This is a genomic window from Mesorhizobium sp. WSM4306, assembly GCF_007003975.1.
Lineage (GTDB): Bacteria > Pseudomonadota > Alphaproteobacteria > Rhizobiales > Rhizobiaceae > Mesorhizobium.
The window spans coordinates 1-21,757 of sequence record NZ_VFTC01000034.1; the positions used below are offsets into that span (position 1 = coordinate 1).

A 21,757-nucleotide genomic window follows, 5' to 3' on the forward strand; every position below is an offset into this window, starting at 1 on the left:
TGACGCAACTCAAGCGGTAGCGGCTTGCCCATTGCGGTCTCCTTTCAACCGCAATGAATCACGAACTCAAACCAAGGAGAATCCTGAATCCTTTAAAAGGCGACAGGCTTTAGAGCAATCCCGGGAAAAGTGGGAACCGGTTTTCCCGGGAAAAGCGCGCAGCGCTTTCCCTTGGGATTGCGGCCAACAAAGTCCGCGCCCTTCGATTTTCGTCGCTACGTCAGGATCACATCGCGTTGACGTCGAAATGCAGCCGTTTGGCCGAGTCGATCGACTTGTGCGCCTTGACCTGTTCCAGCACATTTTCCGGGAACGGCGCATCGAGATAGAGCAGCGCGATGGCGTCGCCGCCTGGCCGGTTACGTCCCAGCTGGAAATTGGCGATGTTGACGCCGTTCTCGCCGCACACCGTGCCCAGCAGGCCGATAATGCCGGGCGCATCGGCATTGGTTGTGTAGAGCATGTGCTGGCCGACCTCGGCGTCGAGATTGATGCCCTTGATCTGGATGAACCGCGGCTTGCCGTCGGAGAAGCAGGTGCCGGCGATCGAGCGCGTCATGTGCTCGGTCTTGACCGTCAGCTTGATGTAGCCGTCGAACACGCCCGACTTGTCGCGCTTGACCTCGGCAACGATGATGCCGCGCTCCTTCACCATGATCGGCGCCGATACCATGTTCACGTCCGAGACCTGCGGCCGGATCAGCCCGGCGAGCGTTGCGCTGATCAGTGCGCGCGTATTCATCGTCGCGGTCGAGCCGTCGAACAGGATCTCGACTTCCTTGATCGGATCCTCGGTGACCTGGCCGACGAAGGCGCCGAGCACTTCGGCGAGCTTGACGAAGGGCTTCAGCCGCGGCGCTTCCTCGGCGGTGATCGACGGCATGTTGATGGCGTTGGAGACGGCGCCCTTGATCAGGTAATCGGACATCTGCTCGGCCACGTGCAAGGCGACGTTTTCCTGTGCCTCCATGGTCGACGCGCCGAGATGCGGCGTCGCCACCACATTGTCCAAGCCGAACAACTCGTTCTGCTCCGCCGGTTCGACCTCGAACACGTCGATGCCGGCGCCCGCCACCTTGCCGCTCTTCAGCCCCGCAATCAGGTCGGCCTCGACGATCAGGCCGCCGCGTGCACAGTTGATGATGCGCACGCCGTTCTTCATCTTGGCAATCGCCGCCGCGTCGATGATGTTGCGCGTCTTGTCGGTCAACGGCGTGTGCAGCGTGATGAAATCGGCGCGGGCGAAAAGCTCGTCGAGCTCGACCTTTTCGACGCCGAGTTCCTCGGCGCGGCTGTCCGACAGGAACGGATCGAAGGCGATCACATGCATCTTCAGCCCAACGCCACGCGTGGCGACGATCGAGCCGATATTGCCGCAGCCGATCACGCCCAGCGTCTTGCCGGTGATCTCGATGCCCATGAAGCGGTTCTTTTCCCATTTGCCGGCATGCGTCGAGGCATTGGCTTCCGGGATCTGCCGGGCGAGTGCAAAGATCATGGCGACAGCATGCTCGGCCGTGGTGATCGAATTGCCGAAGGGCGTGTTCATCACGATGATGCCCCTGCGGCTCGCCGCCGGTATGTCGACATTGTCGACACCGATGCCGGCGCGGCCGACGACCTTGAGTTTTGTCGCGGCGTTGATCAGTTTTTCCGTGACCTTGGTCGCCGAACGGATGGCAAGGCCATCATACTGGTCGATGACTTCGAGCAGCTTTTCCTTGTCCTTGCCGAGATCGGGCAAATAGTCGACCTCGATGCCGCGATCCCTGAAGATCTGCACGGCGGTGGTGGAGAGTTTATCCGAGACGAGAACGCGGGGCGCCATGGCGGCCTCCTTCAATTGGATTGTCGGGGAATGGCGGTCCGCGGGCCGCCATGCAATCTCAGGCCGCTGCCTTCAGCGACGCCTTCTGCGTGGCGAAGGCCCAGTCGAGCCAGGGCAGCAGCGCTTCGAGATCGGAGGTCTCGACAGTCGCGCCGCACCAGATGCGCAGGCCGGGCGGGGCGTCACGATAGGAGCCGATGTCGTAGGCGACGCCTTCCCTGTCGAGCACAGAGACGATCGCCTTCGCAAAAGCCGCCTGGCCGTCGGCATCGAGCGCCGCAACTTGAGCGTCGGCGAACGACAGACACACGGAAGTGTTGGACCTTGTCGCCGCATCGACTGCGAGATGGCCGAGCCATGAGGATCTGTCGACAAAGCCGTCGAGCACCGCGGCGTTGGCATCCGCTCTGGCAATCAACGCGTCGAGACCGCCGATCGACTTCGCCCAATTGAGCGCATCGAGATAATCCTCGACGCACAGCATCGACGGCGTGTTGATGGTCTCGCCCTTGAAGATGCCTTCGATCAGCTTGCCGCCCGACGTCAGGCGGAAGATCTTTGGCAGCGGCCACGCCGGCTTGTAGGTTTCCAGCCGCTCGACGGCGCGCGGGCTGAGGATCAGCATGCCGTGCGCGCCCTCGCCGCCCAACACTTTCTGCCAGGAGAAGGTGACGACATCCAGCTTCTGGAAATCGAGCCTCTGGGCGAAGGCGGCCGAGGTCGCGTCGCAGATCGTCAAGCCTTTGCGGTCGGCCGGAATGAAATCGCCATTCGGCACCCGAACGCCTGAGGTCGTGCCGTTCCAGGTGAAGACCACGTCGCGGTCGAAATCGATCTTGGTGAGATCCGGCAGTTCGCCGTAACCCGCTTCGATCTTCCTGATATCGGCGAGCTTCAGTTGCTTGACCACATCGGTCACCCAGCCGGAGCCAAAGCTTTCCCAGGCGACCATGTCGACGCCGCGCTCGCCAAGCAGCGACCACAGCGCCATCTCGACGGCGCCGGTGTCCGACGCCGGCACGATGCCGATGCGGTAGTCCGCTGGGACCTGGAGAATTTCCCGCGTCAGCTCGATCGCCTGTTCGAGCTTGGTCTTGCCGATCTTGGCGCGGTGGGAACGGCCGAGCGCAGCATTCTTCAGCGCCTCGACCGACCAGCCGGGGCGTTTTGCGCAGGGACCTGAGGAGAAATTGGGGTTTGCCGGACGGAGCCCGGGCTTCGTATGCGTCGTCATCGTGGTCTATCCTTCCAGATAGTGGCCCCTCGTTGGGGAGGGGTGGCCCACGGACGGCGATATGCGTTCAGCCATCAGGCGTCAAGAGAAAAGTTTTTGTCGCGGACAAGATACAAGCGATCCGCGATCAGGATGTCGTGAGCCCAAACGCAAACGGCGGATCGAAAAGATCCGCCGTCAGGCTTCGTGTCTACAGCCAGCCTACCAGAGGTCGTAGCGCAGCCCGAGTTTGACCTGATGATTGCTGATGCCCTTGCGGATCGGATAGGAGGTCAGGCTCGCGGCCGTGACATATTCGGCGTCCGGCGCCGAAAAATACTGATAGCCGAGATCGACCGAGACATTCTTGGTCACCTGATAGGCCAGGCCCGCATCCAGCGTATAGGCCAAGGCATACTGGGTCTTGTTGTCGCTCCGGACGAAATCATCCGTAGGGTCGAGATTGTCGGTGAAATAACTCGCCGACAGCGTGTATTTGCTCCGGACCAGCCCGATGCCGGCACCCAAATAGGGCGTGATCCCGACATAAGTGCCAAGATCGACATAGCCATTGACCATCCCCGACAGGGAATAATTCTCCAGGGACGCCGACGCCACCGTTGCCGTGGCCGGCGGAATCACGGTCGCGGTGTCGTCGTAGTGGATGCCAACCTTGTTGCCCGGGAGATAGCCGAGATTGATATCGGCGCGCAGATAGTCGGTGAAATGATAACCGAAGCCGATGCTGGCAAAGGCGGGATCCTGCTTTTCGCTGAAGCTCGCCGGCGCGAAGGTGAAATCCTGATCCTGGTAGCTCTTCTGCGCCAGATAGGAGACGTCGCCGCGCAGATACCAGCCCGAACCGACCTCGACCGGTTGATAGTCCGGCGCCTGATCGACATAGACCGGCGGATCGTAGTCGGCGGCCTGCGCCGGCGTCAGCGGAGCAAGCACGAGTGCGGCGAGCGCCGGCACTTTCAGCGATTTGAAATTCATGGGTCCCCGGCTCCTGAAATTGGCGCACGTCATTCGATTGCAAGCGCCGTTTCAGCAAGCATTGTTAACCATAGTGGTTAAGTGCGGGTTAAGGATAACGCGGCGTTACCGAATTGATTCCGATAGGCTTTCTTCGGTGCGCGCGGCCGATTGAAATGTACCCGCAATCGGCAAACGAAAACCGCCCGGCATGGCCGGGCGGTTCGAGAATTCCAGGATTTCGAAGCGACTACTTGGTGTAGATCGGCTCCGGTTCGGGAACGTAGGGCTCCGGCGGCGGGGCGCAGTCCGACCGGCCGAACTGGTAGCGCAGGCCACCGCGCACTTCATGGACATTGATGCCATGATCGTAGCCCGGGCCAACATTGCTGATGGTGTCGTATTCGAACATCTTGCCGCCGTTGATGTGGCTGTAGCGGTAGCCGACATCGAGCTTGACCCGGTCGGTCAGGCAGTAGGAGGCGCCGGCCATAAGGGCGTAGGCGAAGCGCCAGCCCTTGCCGCCGCGGTGGAAGAAGTCGCCGTCGGCGTCGCTGTTGTGCAGCGTATCCCACTTGACCCAGGCACCGCCGATGCCGGCGCCGACATAAGGCGTCACGCCATGCCAGGTACCAATGTCGACATAGGCGTTGGCAAGGAGCAGCAGCGCTGAGTAGGACGAACTGTCGGTCGACACGCAGGGCGTGTTGGGAACCGGCGTGTTACAGAAGCCGCTGGTCGAGCCGCGGAACTTCGAACCAAACATCCAGTCGCCCGTCAGATCGGTGCGGAAATGCTGGTTGATCTGGTAGCCGATACCGGCGCCGGCCGAAAAGGCGCTCTTCAGGCTGCTGCTGCCGAAGCTGCCGCGAATCTGGGGCGGGGTGGCGCTGTAGGTGGTGTAGTCGGCACCGCCGAACCTCGACCAGTGATAGTCGATATCGCCGCGGATGTACCAGCCACCGAAATCAGCCGGCTGCTCATAGGCAACCGGCGGCGGCGCTTCTTCGACCACCGGCGGTTCCACCAGATCGGCGGCGAAAACCGGCCCGGCCACGCCTGCGAACAGCGCGGCAAGGAGAGCCATTCTTGCTGTATTGAACATGCTTGTCACCCCTGAGAACCGTCGGGAAAATCCAACCCGCCCGAATATGATTGACCTCAGTTGTGGATAATGAATTGCAAAAGTTAAAAGGCGTTTAACCCTGTCGATTAACCACGAATTCTCGATATTTTAGCAAACAGGTCTCAGCCGGCATCACGCTGGACCACCTGGCCGAAATAAAAAAGCCCGCCTGGAGGCGGGCCTTGAGGTCTTTGAGTGGCAGTTCGCGCCCGCCACTGGAGGCAGCGCGATCAGGCGGCGCTGCGCGTTTCCGAGATGATGTCGACGATGTTGTTGACTACGGTTTCGACCAGTTGCGGGTCATCGCCCTCGGCCATGACGCGGATCAGCGGTTCGGTGCCGGAGGGCCGGATGACCAGTCGCCCGGCCTTGCCGAGGCGGTTGCGCGCATCTTCGATCGCCGCCTTGACCGGGGCTTCCTCGAGCGGCTTGCCGCCGGCGATGCGGACATTCTTCAACAGCTGCGGCACCGGCTCGAACTTCTTCGACAATTCGCTGACCGGGCGGTTCTGCCGCTTGATGCAGGCCAGAACCTGCAGCGCCGAGACAAGCCCGTCGCCGGTGGTCGAGAAATCGGACAGCACGATGTGGCCCGATTGCTCGCCGCCGACATTCAACCCATGCGCGCGCATATGCTCGACGACATAGCGGTCGCCGACCTTGGTGCGGTGCAGCTGCAGCTTCATGTCGCCGAGGAAGCGTTCGAGGCCGAGATTGGACATAACCGTCGAGACGACGCCGCCGCCGGCGAGCCGCCCGCTCTGATGCCAGGACTCGGCAATCAGCGCCATGATCTGGTCGCCGTCGACGATCGTGCCGTTCTCGTCGACGATGACCACGCGGTCGGCATCGCCGTCGAGCGCGATGCCGATGTCGGCGCGCACTTCATGCACCTTCTTCTGCAGGCCGGCCGGATGAGTCGAGCCGCATTCCTTGTTGATGTTGAAGCCGTTCGGCTCGACATTGATGGCAATGACCTCGGCGCCCAGTTCCCAAAGGGCGGCTGGGGCCACCTTGTAGGCGGCGCCATTGGCGCAGTCGACGACGATCCTGAGACCTGACAGCGACATCGAGCGCGGCAGCGTTCGCTTGGCGAATTCGATGTAGCGGTCATGCACGCCGTCGACGCGCTTGGCGCGCCCGAGCCCGTCGGAATCGGCGAGCGCCAGCTCGATGTCCTTGTCGAGCATGCTCTCGATCCGCTCCTCGATCTCGTCGGAGAGCTTGTAGCCATCAGGCCCAAACAGCTTGATGCCATTATCGAAATAGGGATTGTGCGAGGCCGAGATCATCACGCCGATATCGGCGCGCAGCGAGCGCACCAGCATGGCCACCGCCGGCGTCGGAATCGGGCCGAGCAGGAACACATCCATGCCGGCGGCACAAAGACCGGCCACCATCGCATTCTCGATCATGTAGCCGGACAGCCGCGTGTCCTTGCCGAGCACGACGCGGTGGCGGTGGCTGCCGCGCTGGAACGACAGGCCTGCGGCCATGCCGACCCGCATCGCGATCTCAGCCGTCATCGGAAATTTGTTGGCGCGCCCGCGAATGCCGTCGGTGCCGAAATAGTGCCCTGCCATGCTAGCCAGAATCCCCGTCAGTTTTTCAGCTGCCCGTAATGCCACAAAATCGGGCACCACAAATCATCACAATGTATGATCGTATGTTACCAATCCTTAGAAAATCATTGTAGCGATCTGTTCAAGTGTTTCCACAGCCTAACAGGATGACACGGTCTTGCCGCAATATAGCAGTCACACTAAGCCGCTCGGCGCAAGTTGGTCCGGTAACCCTTCTTTTCGAGGCCGCAGATCGCAATGATTTCATCACCTTATCGGGAGGACGCGCTTTGCGAGGGTATCGGCGCGGGTTAGCATCTGGCGCAGCCTAGCGTTGAGAGCTATTGATTCACCAAAGGGACACCATCGGCGGCAGCAACGGGAGAAACGCCATGCTCATCCACAAACTTGCAACCTTGACGGGTCTTGCCGTCGCAACCTTGTTCATGGCGGCGCCTGCCAACGCGCTGACCATGGCCGAGTGCAGTACCAAGTATAATGCCGCCAAGGACGGCGGCACGCTGAACGGACAGACCTGGAATCAATTCCGTAAAGCCGAATGTGGCACCGACGCGGCCGCCACCACCGAGACCGCCAAGCCGGCCAAGAAGGCCGCCGCCGCCAAGGCGGAAACGACCAAGGCCGCCGCTGCCGCCGACGACAGCGCCAAGGGCCTGACGGCCAAGGAGTGCAGCGCCAAATACCAGGCTGCCAAGGCCGCCGGCACGCTCAACGGCGCGAAGTGGAACGACTTCCGCAAGACCGAATGCGCCGCCGGCGCATCCGCGGCGGTACAACCGGCCAAGGCCACGACCAAGGCCGCGGCCGCAGCCGACGATGGCGCCAAGGGCCTGACGGCCAAGGAATGCAGCGCCAAGTACCAGGCGGCAAAGGCCGCCGGCACGCTCAACGGCGTGAAGTGGAACGACTTCCGCAAGACCGAATGCGCCGCCGGTGCATCCGCGGCGGTACAACCGGCCAAGGCCACGACCAAGGCAGCTGCCGACAGCGGCGGCAAGGGCCTGAGCATGGCCGATTGCAGCGCCAAGTATCAGGCGGCCAAGTCTGCCAACACGCTGGGCGGCAAGAAGTGGAACGACTTCCGCAAGGCCGAATGCGGCGCAGGCGCAGATGACGACGACACCGTCCCGGCTCCGAGCGAGGCGACCTATACCAGCGAGCCCGAGAAGCCCTCGGTCACCGCTCCCAAAGGTGTGAAGTTCCCGACCGCGATCTCGAAGAAATACGCCAGCGAGACGCCGGCCAAGGGCCGCATGCACACTTGCCTCGAGCTCTACTACGCCAACAAGGATGCCAACACGCTGAATGGCCTGCGCTGGATCCAGAAGGGCGGCGGCTTCTACAGCCTCTGCAATGCCAAGCTGAAGAGCTGATCGCGTAGCCATATTCTCCAGACAAAGGCCCGCGCATCGCAGCATGCGCGGGCCTTTTCGTTGCGCTCGAAGACGCCCGGCTTTGTTCGCGTCTGCATATCGCGGAAGCTGTCGGCATCATCTATTCGCCCACACTGCCCACCGCCAGACTTTATCGGTGGTTCGCAAAGATTCCAATTGAACATATACGGAACAAACAGTATACAAAAGGACATCGAACTTTTGTCAACCAGGAGGGTCGTATGTCCAGATTGAAATTGGCGGCATTGGCTGTGACGGCATGGGTTGCTTGGAGCGTCGCCCCTGCAAGCGCACTGACGATTAAGGAATGCGGCGAGGCCTATCGCACAGCCAAGGAAGGCGGCACTCTGAACGGCATGGATTGGACCGCTTTCCGCACGGAGAAGTGCGCGACGTCAGCTGCGGAGAGTGCCAGCGCGGATACGGTCAAAACCGAGCCGCAGGCGAAGAAGGAAACCAGCGCGGCGGTCGCCCCCGCTGTAGCGCCGGCGGGCGTGACATTCCCGACCACCCTCGCCGCCGAGTTCAAGACCGAAAAGCCCGCGAAGGCGCGGATGAAGACCTGTCTGCAGGGTTACCACGGCAACAAGGACGCAGGTACGTTGAACGGCCTTCGCTGGATCCAGAAGGGCGGCGGCTATTACAGCCTCTGCAACGCCAAGCTGAAGAGCTGATCGGCCAGCAGCGTTTGAAGATCGAAAAGCCCGCCAACCTCATGGTTGGCGGGCTTTTTGTTGAGGTCTTGCCAGCCTCAAGCGCCTTGTTTCGAGAGCCGCAGGAGTGCGACCAGGCTTGAAAGATCGGCATTGGCCTGGCCGGCAGCCACCCCGCGCTTCATCAGGCTTTGCATCGGCAGGACGAGTTCGGTGCTGACATTAGCGGACCTGCTGGCGTCGATCAGATTGACATAGGCATCCGCCTGCATGCCCAGGTTGGAAACGACATCGCTGGTGTGATCGCCACTTTCGATCTGTTCCGCCCATTTCGGCAGCAGGCCTTGCATCGCCTGAAGCCAGGAGGCCAGCAGTGGCACAAACTCGCCGGCAGGGATCCCGGCCGCGCCCGTCAATGCCAATGCGTGCAGAGTGCCCGCGAACATGCCGTACATGCCGGTCAGAAGCGAGATATCGTAGAGCGGCGCGAGGCCAGCATCCTCACCGAGATATTTGCTGGTGCCGAGCGCTCCGAGCTGCCCTGAACAGGCGTCGAACGCCTGGCTCGAGCCGCTGTAGAGGATCAAGGCGTGCGGCCCGCCGATCATCGGCGGCACCGCCATGACGCCGCCATCGATATAGTCGGCGCCGTGCCCGACCGCCCAGTCGGACATCTCGCGTGCCTGCTCGGGCGTGCCGTTGGTGAGGTTGACCACCGTGCGACCCGACAACGCTAGCTGCGCCGGAGCCAACACCTCGTGAACCGTATCGTAGACGAGAAGGCACACCACGATCAGCTGGCTCGACCTGACGGCGTCCTCGAGGCTCGCGGCCACGACGGCGCCCTTGGCCGCCAGGGCCTGTGCCTTTGCTGGCGAGCGATTCCATACCGTCACCGAATGTCCCTTGTTCAGAAAGGCTTCGGCAAGCGCCGTGCCCATGGCGCCAAGGCCGATTACTGCCACATCACTCATTTATAACTCCTGTATCTCGTTCGTCTCAGATTTGGTTCCGGCTCACACCGGCAAGGGGCTCAGGGCCTGCCCAAGGCCGCCATCGACAGTCAGCCGGGCGCCTGTGGTGAAGGTTGCATCGAAAGCTAGGAACAGGACTGCGCGCGCCACTTCCTCCATCGTGCCGTGTCGCTTCATCGGCGTGACCGCGTCGCCGATCGCCATAAAGGCCGCGCGCTCCTCGGCCGAGGCATCGGCCACACCCATCGTCGGTGTGTCGATGAAGCCGGGGCTGACCACATTCACGCGGATCCGGCGCGGCAGAAGTTCGGCCGCCAGGACCTTGGCGAAAGCGCGAAGTGCCGCCTTCGATCCGGAATAGACGCTCATGCCGCCGGTGCCGGATTCGTCGGCGATCGACGAGGTGAAGACGATGGCGCCACCATCCCTTATGAGGGGCAGCAGGCGCTGCACGATGAAGAAAGCGCCTTTGGCATTGATATTGAAGGCGCGGTCGTAACTGTCCTCGGTGACCCGCTCCACGGGTTCGAGATTGGCCACCCCGGCATTGACGTGCAGGAAGTCGATCTGGCCGAGCTTCTGCCCCACTTCGGCACCGAGCGTGACGATATCGGCCATGTCTGAGATATCGGACCGCACGATATGGGCTCGCGAAAACAGCTTTCTGCGGGCGGCCTCGATGTTGCGTTGGTCGCGGCCGGTGACCAGAACTTCGGCGCCGTCTTCGATCAGGGCTTCGGCAACGGCGAGGCCCATGCCGTGCGTCCCGCCGATGACCACGGCCTTCTTGTTTGCGTATCGTGTCATGATCTATTCCTTTTTGATAAAATCAGGCCGCCGACGGCCTTTGCAGGCCGAAGCGAGGTACCAATATGATGTTGTGGTGTTCGCCGACGCCGGCGAGCTGGTTTGAAGCTATGGACCGGCTTTGTTTTTCTCAAGTACCGACAAAAATGTAAGCTACCCACCGATTGCTCAGAATTGGATGAAACATGGGAAAGAAACAGCCAGATAGTTGCGGACTGGGGCCGGCGCTGGAGGTCATCAGCGGAAAATGGAAGGCGTTACTGCTCTGGCAGATTCATAAGGCGCCGGCCCGATTCGGTGAGCTGAAGCGGCTGGTGCCTGACATCAGCGAAAAGATGCTGATCCAGCAGCTGCGCGAAATGGAGGCTGACGGCATCGTTCACCGCGAAGTCTTCCCCGAAGTGCCGCCCCGGGTCGAATACTCTATCACCGAATTCGGCATCGAGCTGGACAATGCCCTGATCCCGCTGGCCAGATGGGGCAAGCAGCATGCCGGCCGGTCTGACGGTGTGCGCCCCGGCAGAGCCAGTGCAGTCGCACCGCACGCTCTTTGACCAAGCCTGAATAGCAAAACGCCGCGGATTGAATTCGCGGCGTTTTCTTGAATCGAGTGATTCCAGCTCAACTCGACGGCTGAGGCTCCATGCCGCCTTCTGGCTCCGGGCCCTTCTTGCGGCGGCCGGACTTCGGCACGGCTGAGCCACGGCTTGGTGGTGTGTCGTCGCCGAGGTCGCGCGCGGGCTTCTGCCCGGCGATCAGCTGCTTGATCTCCTCGCCCGAAAGCGTCTCGTATTCGAGCAGGCCCTGCGCCAGCGCGATCCATTCCTTCTTCTTCTTGGTCAGGATGGACTTGGCCGAGACATAGGCCTCGTCGATCAGCCGGCGCACTTCGGCGTCGATGATCTGCGCGGTCTCTTCCGAGATATTCTGCGTTCGCGCCACCGAATGGCCGAGGAAGACCTCTTCCTGGTTGTCGCCATAGGCGACATGGCCGAGCTTGTCCGAGAAGCCCCAGCGCGTAACCATGGCGCGAGCCAGCTTGGTCGCCTGCTCGATGTCGGAGGAAGCGCCCGAAGTGATGTTCTCCTTGCCGAACTTGAACTCCTCGGCGACGCGGCCACCCATCATGATGGCAAGCCGCGAGACCATGTACTTGTAGCTCATCGAATAGCGGTCGCCTTCCGGCAGCTGCATGACCATGCCGAGCGCACGGCCGCGGGGGATGATGGTCGCCTTGTGCAGCGGATCGGCAGACGGCACGTTGAGCGCCAGGATGGCGTGGCCGGCCTCGTGGTAAGCGGTGAGCTCCTTCTCGGCCTGGGTCATGGCCGACGAGCGGCGCTCGGCGCCCATCATGATCTTGTCCTTGGCATCCTCGAATTCGGCCATGGTGACGAGGCGCTTGTTGCGGCGCGCCGCCATCAGAGCGGATTCGTTGACCAGGTTCATCAGGTCGGCGCCGGAGAAGCCCGGCGTGCCGCGCGCGACCACTTTGAGGTCGACATTGGGCGCCAGCGGCACGTTGCGCACATGCACCTTGAGGATCTTCTCGCGGCCGACGATGTCGGGGTTCGGCACCACCACCTGGCGGTCGAAGCGGCCCGGACGCAACAGCGCCGGATCGAGCACGTCGGGCCTGTTGGTGGCGGCGATCAGGATGATGCTCTCGTTGGATTCGAAGCCGTCCATCTCGACCAGCAACTGGTTCAGCGTCTGCTCGCGCTCGTCATTGCCGCCGCCGAGGCCGGCGCCGCGATGGCGGCCGACGGCGTCGATTTCGTCGATGAAGATGATGCAGGGCGCGTTCTTCTTGGCCTGGTCGAACATGTCGCGGACACGGCTTGCGCCGACGCCGACGAACATCTCGACGAAGTCGGAACCGGAAATGGTGAAGAAGGGCACATTGGCTTCACCGGCAACCGAACGGGCGAGCAGCGTCTTGCCGGTGCCGGGAGGGCCGACGAGCAGCACGCCGCGCGGGATCTTGCCGCCGAGGCGCTGGAACTTCTGCGGATCGCGCAGGAATTCAACGATCTCTTCCAGATCTTCCTTGGCCTCGTCGACGCCGGCGACATCCTGGAAGGTGACGCGGCCATGCGCCTCGGTCAGAAGCTTGGCCTTCGACTTGCCGAAGCCCATGGCGCGCCCGGAACCGGACTGCATCTGGCGCATGAAGAATATCCACACGCCGAGGATCAGGATCATCGGCAGGTAGGAGATGAGATAGCTGAACAGCGAGGTGGAACCGTCCGATTCAGGACGCGCATTGATCACGACGTTCTTGTCCTGAAGCCGCGAGACCAGCTGCGGATCGCCGGGCGAATAGGTCTGAAAACCATTCGCGTTGTCGGTGTAAGTGCCCATGATGCGGTCGCCGGCGATGGTCACCGTCTTGACCCGGCCGGCCGCAACCTCTTGCAGGAATTGCGAGTAGGGAACGTCTTGCGAGGCTCCGCGCGTCTGCGGCGTCTGGAACAGATTGAAGAGAGCGATAAGCAGGACCGCTATGATCGCCCAGAGCGCGAGGTTGCGATAATTCGGATTCATCAATTGTCCCGTGGGTACCCTGTGGGGCACGCGTATGAGAGGAAACTTGGGCCTAACATAGGGAGAGCGCCTCCCCTTGCCAAGCATAACAGCACGTATGGGTTAAGCTTTCGCGCCACCATCAACCGGCACTGTGGCGGCCGAAAGGCAAGGCCGGGACCGGCGGCGCGCCGGTCAATTCGGCGACGGCCCCGGCCAGCGCCAGATCGAAGCTGGAAAGGAAGCGTGCAAAAGGCGCGACGGCCGGGCTGAGGGTGATTGCCGGCGCCGTCGTTACATCCCCTACAAAGCCAAGGCATTCGCCACGGTGCCACAGCGCTGGCTCCGCAGCCAAAGCGGCGCGGACAAGGCTTGCTGGCGCGCCATTCCCGGCATTCCGTTTGGCTGCGGCAGCCGCGCCGAGCGGCGCGATCAACAATGCACCAGACCTGTCGCCCAATGTGATCGCCTCTGCTTCGGTGACCCGCCTGCGACCGTCCCAGAGTCCGACCGCCAACGGTGCGGCAGGCGGCAGATCGCGCGATTCACGGTACAGGAAGATGCCGGTGCGCCTGGTATCGACGACCGTCCGCGACAATGTGGCGCAAAGCGGCCCGGCCTGCATTTGCTGGAACAGCGCTTCACTACGCGCCTGGTCCGGCAACAAGGCGACACCGCCCGCCGCGGCCAGCAGGACACGCAGCGCATAGACCGCGGCTTGCGTGTCGTCTGCGTTGGCGAAACCGGGTTCGAGGCGGATGAGACCCGGTGCCGGCTGGCTGGCAAATTCCCGGATCAGCGCGGCGGCGCGGCGTCCGAGTTGCTCGCGCTCACTGGCCGCCCGTCCAGCCAGGCTGATCGCCTCGGCAAAACGCTGCCCGCCCCGGTCTTCGTCGAGCACGGCACGAATGCGCGGCCGTTCGAAATGCGCATCCGTGTTGGTCGGATCCTCCGTCCAGCCGACATTTTCGCGCCGCAGGAAGGCCCGCAATGCCGCGCGCCGTACGCCGAGCAGCGGCCGCGTGATCCAGATCCGCCAGTCATAGAGGGTGGCCGGCGCCATGCCGGCGAGCCCGCGGCCTGCCGTTTCACCAAGCTCGTGGCCATCAATCCGCGCGGCTCGCATCAGCACGGTCTCGGCCTGGTCGTCGGCGGTGTGGCCGGTCACGATCACACCGATGCCCTGCGCCTGCGCGGCATCGGCCAGCAGCCGGTAGCGCGCCTCGCGCGCAGCGGCGGGCAGGCCGGTCGACGGCTTGGCGCCGGACCAGTTGAGCGTGCGGTGCGCGATGCCGCGCTCGGCACAGAGTTTTGCCACCGCGCGTGCTTCCGCCGCTGCTTCCGGACGCAGGCCGTGGTCGATCGTCACCGCCAGCAGCCTGGCTGTCGGGGCAATGCGGTCGAGGTGAGCTTTGAGGAGAAGAAGGAGGGCGGTCGAGTCGCTGCCGCCGGACACGGCTGCAACAGCGCCGTTGGAAAAGTCGATCGTTGAAAAATCCGAAAGGTCAGGCTCGGTATCGAGCATCAATGCATGTCGCCCAAAACTGGTCCCCGGACGCCGACATGCAAGGGGAAGACTAGCACGCCGCCAGCGCCCTTTCCTGTTTGACGCGTTCCTTGAGCGCGGCCGAGATATCGGGATAACGCTTGCCGATCTCGCCGAAGGTGGCGCAGGCGACATCCTTCTGCTTGAGGCCGACCAGCGACACGCCGAGCTTCAACAGCATGTCGGGCGCCTTCTTGGCCTTCGGATAGTCCTTGCTGGCGGAGAGGAAAACCTCAGCCGCGTCATGATACTTCTGCTGGCCAAGCAGGGACTCGCCCAGCCAGTAATGCGCGTCCGCCGCCTTGGCGTCCTTGGGGAAACGGGCGATGTGGTCGCGAAAACCCTGCTCGGCGGTGCTGTAGTCGCCCGACAGGATGAACTGGTAGGAGTTGCGGTAGATCTCTTCCGGGTCATTGGTGGCAGGCAGCGCCGCCACCACCGTTCCGTCGGACTTGCCGGTCTTGGGACCGGTCGCCGGCGCCTCGGCGGCGGGAGCCGCACCTTCCGTCGGCGCGGTCGCCTGCGTGTTGCCACCGGCGTCGACCACATTGCCGTTCTTGTCGACAGTGATGGTGCCGAACGTCTTCGGCGGAGTGCCGGTGATCACCTTACCGGGATCGCCGGTCTGCGATTCGACGATGACTTCGCCGACGCTCTGGCCGCCATCCGATTGTGCACCCGAATCGGCCGGCGCTTGGCTTCCCGGGGCCTCGGCGACGCTGTTGCCGGTATCGCCATCCTGCGGCGCCGCTTCCGATTTCTTCTGCGCCGGCGGCTGCCCGCTGGAGCCGCCTTCCAACTGCTGGAAGCGGAATTCGTTGTCTTCCTGCTGCTTGCGCATCTGCTCCTGCATCTGCAGGACCTGGAAATTGAGCTCCTCGATCTTGCCGTTCATCTGCCGCAGCTGTTCTTCTAGGCTGGCGGCGGTGGTGCCGTCCTGCTGCTGCGCGATCTGTTGCTGCTCCGGCTTCTCTTTCTTGCCGAAAATGCCGAGCGTCGGCAGATGGAAGGAAAAGCCGCTTTCCGCGGGTTGTCCGGTGCCGCTTGCCGCAGCGGCGAAGCCTGATACGAGCAGCAGCGCAAGCGTGCCGCTCAAGACCGATCTGAAATGCATGTGCCTCTCGCCGTGTAATTCGTGAGCCTGTTCGCGCCTTCCAATCACAATGGGACCAGCCAAGCGTTCTCGGCTCTTAGCAGGAGGCGAGACTTCGGCCAAATTTTGTTTCCCAATTTTGTTTCCGGGACTGGAACTGAAAAAGGCGGCCAATGGCCGCCTTTCGCATGGAGGTGTTGCAATTTTGCGACTAAAAGCGCCGCAGTCTTGCCTATCAGGAGCCGGCGCCGGAGAGCGTGGTGACGGCGCGACGATTCTGCGACCAGCAGGAGATGTCGTCACAGACGGCAACCGGACGTTCCTTGCCGTAGGAAATCGTCTTCAGGCGGCTTGCCGAAACGCCTCTGGCGACCAGGAAGTCGCGGGTGGCGGCAGCGCGGCGGGCGCCAAGCGCAAGATTGTATTCACGCGTGCCGCGCTCGTCGGCGTGGCCTTCGACGACGATGGCGTACTGCTTGTACTGGTTGAGCCACTGCGCCTGGCGCGACAGCGTCGTCTGCGCGTCAGCACGGATCGCGGTCGAGTCGGTGTCGAAGAAGATGCGGTCGCCGATGTTGACGGTAAAGTCCTGAGCCGATCCGGGCGTTGCGGCACCCGCCCCATTGAGACCGAGGTCGGCGGCGCTGTTCGGGGTCTTCTTCGAGGCGCAACCGGTGATGGCGAGCATCGCGATCAGCGCAATCATCGCCGGATTTCTGGTAAGTGCTGCGATACGGCCCATGCCGCCTCTCCTTCGTATTCGAGTGATTTCGTTGATCACCCAGTAACCACGTTTGGGTTAACCGGCATTCAAGAAACACGGTTAAAATTTGGTTTCAGCCGCCCGTCCGCAGCCGAAAGGACCTGATGCCACAATGGTCGCGGACCGTAGGCGGAAATGCGGCCAAAAGGCGACTTCGGCGTGAAAAATGGGAATTGGAGAACTGAAGAATTGAGGACCTGGAGGAAAAAGGTCACCTCAGCGACCCTCCGAGATTCACCAGCATTCCGTATATCTGGCTGTAAGACAGCTGCCACTCGTCGAACTGCGCCTGCGTGATGTATCCGAGATCGAATGCATCCAGGTTTTGACTTGGCTGCGCGATGGGAATCGAAGAACTCAAGAATTGAATAATTGAAGAAGACTCACTTCAGCCTCTGCCTCAAATTCACCAGCATTCCATAGATGTGGACATATGATTGCAGCCATTCGTCGCGCTGCGCTTGTGCGATGTAGCCAAGATCGAACGCATAAGAAATCCACGTTTCTAGCTCGCTACATGATCCCATCGCCATCGAAATGAACCGCGCGAATTCGGGCCTGGAATGTGTCTGCTTAGCAAAGCCCTCTGCCAAATTGGCGCAGATGGCCTTGCTGGATCGACGCATTTGGTCGGCCAGTGCGTATTGCTCGATTTTCGGAAAAACCAGCGTCGCCCTGTGAACGTCGAGGGAAACCGCGTAAGCGCGCCTGTAGACTTCCAAGTCCCTCGCACGCTTGATGAAGCTTCCCTCTTTCTCCATTCTTAGTTCTTCAATTCCTCAATTCCTCAACTCCGCTCACTCCAGCAGCGGCGACCAAGCTGGATCGGAAGCGAAGTTCGCCGTCGGGATCGACTGCTCGTTGCGTCCGGTGAGATCGACGGAAACCAGTTTTGGGCCACCGGCGGAGTCACGGAAGAACATCAGCACGCGGCCGTTGGGCGCCCAGGTCGGTCCCTCCTGCTGGAAGCCGGACGACAGGATGCGCTCGCCAGAGCCGTCGGTCTTCATGACGCCGATCTGGAATTCGCCGCCGGTCTGCTTGGTGAAGGCGACGAGGTCGCCGCGCGGCGACCACACAGGCGTCGAATAGACGCCGTCACCGAACGAGATGCGGGTCTGGCCCGAACCGTCGGCGCCCATCACATAGATCTGCGCGCGGCCGCCGCGGTCGGAAGTGAACACCACCTTGCTGCCGTCGGGCGAATAAGACGGCGAGGTGTCGATGGCGGTCGAGTTGGTCAGCCGCGTCGTGGAGCGGCTTCGCAGATCCATGGCGAAGATGTTGGAGTTGCCGTCATCGCGCAGCAGGCTCATGATCACCTTCTGGCCGTCGGGCGAGAAGCGCGGAGCAAAGGTCATTCCGGGGAAATTGCCGACAAGCTCGCGCTGCCCGGTCTCGATCTGCAGCAGGTAGACCCGCGGCTGGCCGCTTTCGTACGACATGTAAGTGATTTCCTGCCGGTTCGGCGAGAAACGCGGTGTCAGCACGATCGAGCGTCCATCCGAGAGATAGCGCACATTGGCGCCGTCCTGATCCATGATGGCGAGCCGCTTCTTGCGCGCATTCTTGGCGCCGGATTCGTCGATGAAGACGACGCGGGTGTCGAAATAGCCTTTTTCGCCGGTCAGCCGCTCATAGATGGCGTCGGCGATGATGTGCGCGACGCGGCGCTGATTGGCGTCATTGGCGAAGAACTGCTCGCCCGACATCTGCTGACCGGCAAAAGTGTCCCATAGCCGGTACTGGGCGCGGATGCGGCCATCAGCCTCCTTGCCGACGCTGCCGGTGACCAGCGCCTGAGCGTTGATCACCTTCCAGTCGTCGAAGCGCGGCTGCGCGTCCGGATTGGCGATCTTCTCGATAAAGGCGCTCTTGTCTATCGGTGCGAACAGGCCGGAGCGTTTCAGATCTGCACTGACGATATCGGAGATCTGGGCGCCAAGCTCACCTTGAAAATCGGTGATTGCGATCGGCAGCGGCTCGACATTGCCCTTGTTGACGTTGATCTCGACGAGAGCTCGCGCCGGCAAGGTGGCAACGGCAGTCATGCCCAGCGCCATGGCTGCGATCGTCAGGAGCGGCTTGAGGATGGATTTCATGTCTACTCGCTTCTCGTAACTGATTTTGTGGATGCCAGGCCTAGAGCCCAAGCATCTCCCTGGGATCGAAAGTAACCCGAACCTGGGCCCAGATATCCTGCTTGCCGGCGGGAAGTTGCAGGCCAGCCATGTTTGCTTTTTGGACGGCACGCACCGCACTCTCGTCGAACTGTTGGTTTCCGCTCGATTTTTCAACGGTCGGACGGCCGTCGAGCTTGCCGGAGGCATCGAGATTGAACACGATCACGGCGACGAAGTTTTCCGAGCCCTCGAGCCCTGCCGGAAGGGTCCAGGCATTGCCGAGCTGATCCGACAAGGCGCCCATTTCGCTCTGCGACAGTTTCTGGCCCTGGGTCTTGTCGGCGCCGAGCGACGCCTGCTGTGTCGAGCGCTTGGCGCCGCCGCCGGATGGCTTCTGCTTGTCGAGGAGAGCTGAAATCTCGTCAGCGTTGAACTGCTTGTCCTCGGACTTCGGCTTGGACGAGGCCTCTTTCACCGGCCTGTCGGCGTCCTTGCGGTCCGGTGCCTTGGCGCTTTCGGCCTGCGCCGACTGCGGCTTCGGCCGCGCTTCGGGCGCGGGTGCGGAATTCGGCAGCTGCGCCTCTTCCGGAGGCTGTTGTTCCGATATGGCATCGGCGACGGCGTCGGGCTTGACCTCGGGCTTCGGCTCGATGGCGGCGGTCGTGTCCGGCTGTGGCGCTGGCGCCGGCTCCTTCGCCGGGATCGGCTTGGGTTCGGCTTGCTTGACCGGCTCGGGCTTGACCTCTTCCTTCGGCTGTGGCACCGGCGCCACTTCCGTCGCCGGCGTCGGCTTCGGCTCGTCCTTCGGCTTCGGTGAGTCCTCGGTCTTCGGCTTCTCGGTGGGTGTCGGCGCCGGCGCCGGGGCCGACGCCAGCTCGACCGGCTTCGGCTTGGCCTCGTCCGTCACCGGTTTGTCGGTGTCGACGCTGTTCTCACCAATTTTCTGTGCTTCGGGCACGATGTCGGGGCGCTTGGTCGGGGTGGGCGCCGGCTTTTCGCGCATCACTGCTTTCTTGTCGCCCTGCAACGTCTGCGCGACGGCCTCGATCGGCACGATAGCGACCGAGACCGATTCAGCATCGGACGCGGGCATGGCAGGCGGCGACGACAGCGTGAACAGCCCGAAGGCCAACGCTACCGTGTGCAAGATCACCGATGTGGTGAGGCCGGTCCGCATCTTGGTGCTACTGTTCCTGTTCCTGCAGTGAAACCAGGCCGATGTTCTTGTAACCAGCGGCCGAAATCCGGGCCATCACCTTCATAGCGGTGCCATAGTCGGTCGACTTGTCGCCGCGGATGAAAATGCGTTCGTCATAGCCGGTCTTGGAGATCGCCTGCAGCTTGGCCACCAGCTCGTCGATCGAAATTTCGGTCTCCTGCAGGAAGATCTTGCCGGCCGGGTCGATCGAGACGGTGATGGGCTGGGTATCGACGTTCATCGCCTTGGCCTGCGTGTCCGGCAGGTCGATCGGCACGCCGACCGTCAGCAAGGGTGCCGCGACCATGAAGATGATCAACAGCACCAGCATCACGTCGACCATCGGCGTGACGTTGATTTCCGATATCAGCGCGTGATGGCGGCCGCGCCGCCTGTGGCCGCGCCCGCCGCGTCCCGAGATGCCTACGGACATACCCATCTTGCTGCTCCTCAGGCCTTCGGTGCGACTTTTTCATCGATTTGGCGCGAGAGTATGGCGGAGAACTCGTCCGAGAACCCTTCCATGCGCACCGCGATCTTGTTCGCGTCCGATGACAGCTTGTTGTAGGCGATAACGGCCGGGATGGCGGCGAGCAGGCCGATGGCCGTTGCCAGCAGCGCCTCGGCGATGCCGGGGGCCACCACTGAAAGGCTGGTGTTCTTGGACGCGGCAATGGCCTGGAACGAGGTCATGATGCCGATGACGGTGCCGAACAGGCCGATGAAGGGTGCCGCCGAGCCGGTGGTGGCGAGGAAGCCGAGCCGTCCCTCCAGCCGCTCCATCTCGCGCGTCAGCGCCAGATCCATGGCCTTGTCGATACGGGTCTGCAGGCCGAGCGGCGATTTGGCGCCCTTCTCGAAGCTCTTCTTCCATTCGCGCATGGCGGCGACGAAGATCGCACCCATGCCTGTGGTCTTCCGGTCCGCCAGCGTGCGGTAGAGTTCCTCCAGCGACTGCCCTGACCAGAACACCTGTTCGAAGCGGTTGAGCGACAGCCGCATGCGGGCATAGCTGACCAACTTGTCGACGATGATCGCCCAGGTCCAGATCGAAGCGCAGAGCAGCCCGATCATGACCAGCTTGACCACCCAGCCGGCCTGCATGAACAGCGCCCAAATCGACAAATGCGCTGCCGGGTCGGCGAGTGCGATATTTTCCATCGTTCAAGTCCTTAAGATTTTCCGGGCATCGCTGGCGGCTGGCCCATGGGCATCCCTTGTGGTCCGTTCGCGCTAGGCTTGCGGATTACCCCAAAATGCACCGTTAGCGGCCTTTTCAGGGCAAATATTGGTGAAAGGAAGGCGCGCGGATTCTTCCAATCTTCACCAGTCTCTTCATGAACCGTTATGGTTAAGGATGGGTTAGGAAATATGACGCGGCGCATTGCCGCGCCCCCCGGGACGACGGCAGCCCGCCCATCACAGTCGAATGCGCTGCCGATCAGCCCGCTCATTGCAGGCCAGAATGCCTGGATATCAGCTTGCTTTCGGTATGAAGGCCGCGATCCATTCCTTGGGAAAGCGTTTCGGTCGGCCGTTCTCACCGATGATCGCCGCCTGGACCTTCGCCTCGACTAGCACCTCGGCGCGGCGCTTCAATTGCTGTGCCATGACGATGCGGGCGCCGGAAATGTCTTCGGTGCGAGTGTCGATGGTCAGGATATCGTCCATGCGGGCGGGCGAACGAAAATCGATCTCCATGCGCCGCACCACCCAGACGATGCGTTCGCCATGCTTGCCTTCGTGAAGTTCGGTGTGATGGACGCCGGCCAACCTGAGATAGTCCGAGCGGCCGCGCTCGAAGAATTCGAGATAGCGCGCGTGGTAGACGACGCCGGAGAAGTCGGTGTCTGCATAATAGACCCGCGCCATCAGCCGATGGCCGAATTTCGTCAGCGCGCCGGAAAGCCCGGCAGTGAGTGCCGCCGATTCACCATGATCGTCCATCGCGCTTT

General features: G+C 62.2%; 20 protein-coding genes. 3 read left to right on the forward strand and 17 right to left on the reverse strand.

All coding sequences use genetic code 11. The features are described 5' to 3' along the window. Positions 1–226: 226 nt before the first annotated feature. The 5 genes from serA to glmM form a co-directional block, all read right to left on the reverse strand. Positions 227–1,828, reverse strand: coding sequence for a phosphoglycerate dehydrogenase (gene serA / locus FJV77_RS27945; protein ID WP_142869689.1), 1,602 nt, complete (start codon positions 1,826–1,828; stop codon positions 227–229). A gap of 58 nt (positions 1,829–1,886) precedes the next feature. Beyond that, positions 1,887–3,062, reverse strand: a complete 1,176-nt coding sequence (locus FJV77_RS27950) for a phosphoserine transaminase (RefSeq protein WP_142869690.1) — start codon at positions 3,060–3,062, stop codon at positions 1,887–1,889. A 201-nt stretch (positions 3,063–3,263) separates the two neighbouring features. Beyond that, positions 3,264–4,037, reverse strand: coding sequence for an outer membrane protein (locus tag FJV77_RS27955; RefSeq protein ID WP_142869691.1), 774 nt, complete (start codon positions 4,035–4,037; stop codon positions 3,264–3,266). A 229-nt stretch (positions 4,038–4,266) separates the two neighbouring features. Beyond that, positions 4,267–5,121, reverse strand: a complete 855-nt coding sequence (locus tag FJV77_RS27960) for an outer membrane protein (RefSeq protein ID WP_142869692.1) — start codon at positions 5,119–5,121, stop codon at positions 4,267–4,269. A 251-nt stretch (positions 5,122–5,372) separates the two neighbouring features. Continuing rightward, positions 5,373–6,725 (reverse strand): phosphoglucosamine mutase, encoded by a 1,353-nt coding sequence (gene glmM / locus FJV77_RS27965; protein ID WP_142869693.1) that lies wholly within the window; start codon positions 6,723–6,725, stop codon positions 5,373–5,375. 371 nt (positions 6,726–7,096) lie between these two features. Here glmM and FJV77_RS27970 point away from each other — a divergent pair, with 371 nt between their 5' ends. Then, positions 7,097–8,098, forward strand: a complete 1,002-nt coding sequence (locus FJV77_RS27970; protein WP_142869694.1) for a hypothetical protein — start codon at positions 7,097–7,099, stop codon at positions 8,096–8,098. 242 nt (positions 8,099–8,340) lie between these two features. After that, the gene (locus tag FJV77_RS27975; RefSeq protein ID WP_142869695.1) at positions 8,341–8,793 is read left to right on the forward strand and encodes a hypothetical protein; all 453 of its coding nucleotides are present in this window, start codon (positions 8,341–8,343) and stop codon (positions 8,791–8,793) included. 77 nt (positions 8,794–8,870) lie between these two features. Here the strand turns inward: FJV77_RS27975 and FJV77_RS27980 are convergent, their stop codons facing one another. Then, positions 8,871–9,746: an NAD(P)-binding domain-containing protein gene (locus FJV77_RS27980; RefSeq protein WP_142869696.1), complete on the reverse strand. Its 876-nt coding sequence runs from the start codon at positions 9,744–9,746 to the stop codon at positions 8,871–8,873. A 42-nt stretch (positions 9,747–9,788) separates the two neighbouring features. Further along, a complete protein-coding gene (locus FJV77_RS27985) occupies positions 9,789–10,553 on the reverse strand; it encodes an SDR family oxidoreductase (RefSeq protein ID WP_142869697.1) in 765 nt (254 codons plus the stop codon). Between the two features lie 185 nt (positions 10,554–10,738). Here FJV77_RS27985 and FJV77_RS27990 point away from each other — a divergent pair, with 185 nt between their 5' ends. Next, positions 10,739–11,107 carry a helix-turn-helix domain-containing protein gene (locus FJV77_RS27990; RefSeq protein ID WP_142869698.1) on the forward strand — a complete coding sequence of 123 codons (369 nt, stop codon included), beginning with the start codon at positions 10,739–10,741 and terminating at the stop codon, positions 11,105–11,107. Positions 11,108–11,174: 67 nt separating this feature from the next. Here FJV77_RS27990 and ftsH read toward each other — a convergent pair whose 3' ends face one another. The 10 genes from ftsH to ybgC all read right to left on the reverse strand — a co-directional run bounded on the left by ftsH (position 11,175) and on the right by ybgC (position 21,749). Then, positions 11,175–13,100 carry an ATP-dependent zinc metalloprotease FtsH gene (gene ftsH, locus FJV77_RS27995; RefSeq protein ID WP_112559657.1) on the reverse strand — a complete coding sequence of 642 codons (1,926 nt, stop codon included), beginning with the start codon at positions 13,098–13,100 and terminating at the stop codon, positions 11,175–11,177. 121 nt (positions 13,101–13,221) lie between these two features. Next, positions 13,222–14,604, reverse strand: a complete 1,383-nt coding sequence (gene tilS, locus FJV77_RS28000) for a tRNA lysidine(34) synthetase TilS (RefSeq protein ID WP_142869699.1) — start codon at positions 14,602–14,604, stop codon at positions 13,222–13,224. Positions 14,605–14,656: 52 nt separating this feature from the next. Beyond that, the gene (ybgF, locus tag FJV77_RS28005; RefSeq protein WP_142869700.1) at positions 14,657–15,739 is read right to left on the reverse strand and encodes a tol-pal system protein YbgF; all 1,083 of its coding nucleotides are present in this window, start codon (positions 15,737–15,739) and stop codon (positions 14,657–14,659) included. Between the two features lie 214 nt (positions 15,740–15,953). Then, on the reverse strand, positions 15,954–16,460 hold the full coding sequence (gene pal / locus FJV77_RS28010) for a peptidoglycan-associated lipoprotein Pal (protein ID WP_142869701.1): 507 nt from the start codon (positions 16,458–16,460) through the stop codon (positions 15,954–15,956). Positions 16,461–16,864: 404 nt separating this feature from the next. Next, positions 16,865–17,242, reverse strand: coding sequence for a four helix bundle protein (locus FJV77_RS28020; protein WP_142869702.1), 378 nt, complete (start codon positions 17,240–17,242; stop codon positions 16,865–16,867). Positions 17,243–17,278: 36 nt separating this feature from the next. Continuing rightward, positions 17,279–18,583: a Tol-Pal system beta propeller repeat protein TolB gene (gene tolB, locus FJV77_RS28025; protein ID WP_142869703.1), complete on the reverse strand. Its 1,305-nt coding sequence runs from the start codon at positions 18,581–18,583 to the stop codon at positions 17,279–17,281. 40 nt (positions 18,584–18,623) lie between these two features. Beyond that, positions 18,624–19,781 (reverse strand): energy transducer TonB, encoded by a 1,158-nt coding sequence (locus FJV77_RS28030; protein WP_142869704.1) that lies wholly within the window; start codon positions 19,779–19,781, stop codon positions 18,624–18,626. Between the two features lie 7 nt (positions 19,782–19,788). Beyond that, the gene (gene tolR, locus FJV77_RS28035) at positions 19,789–20,241 is read right to left on the reverse strand and encodes a protein TolR (RefSeq protein ID WP_142869705.1); all 453 of its coding nucleotides are present in this window, start codon (positions 20,239–20,241) and stop codon (positions 19,789–19,791) included. 11 nt (positions 20,242–20,252) lie between these two features. Beyond that, positions 20,253–20,963, reverse strand: a complete 711-nt coding sequence (gene tolQ / locus FJV77_RS28040; protein ID WP_142869706.1) for a protein TolQ — start codon at positions 20,961–20,963, stop codon at positions 20,253–20,255. A gap of 315 nt (positions 20,964–21,278) precedes the next feature. Then, positions 21,279–21,749, reverse strand: coding sequence for a tol-pal system-associated acyl-CoA thioesterase (gene ybgC / locus FJV77_RS28045; protein WP_142869707.1), 471 nt, complete (start codon positions 21,747–21,749; stop codon positions 21,279–21,281). Between the last annotated feature and the right edge of the window lie 8 nt (positions 21,750–21,757).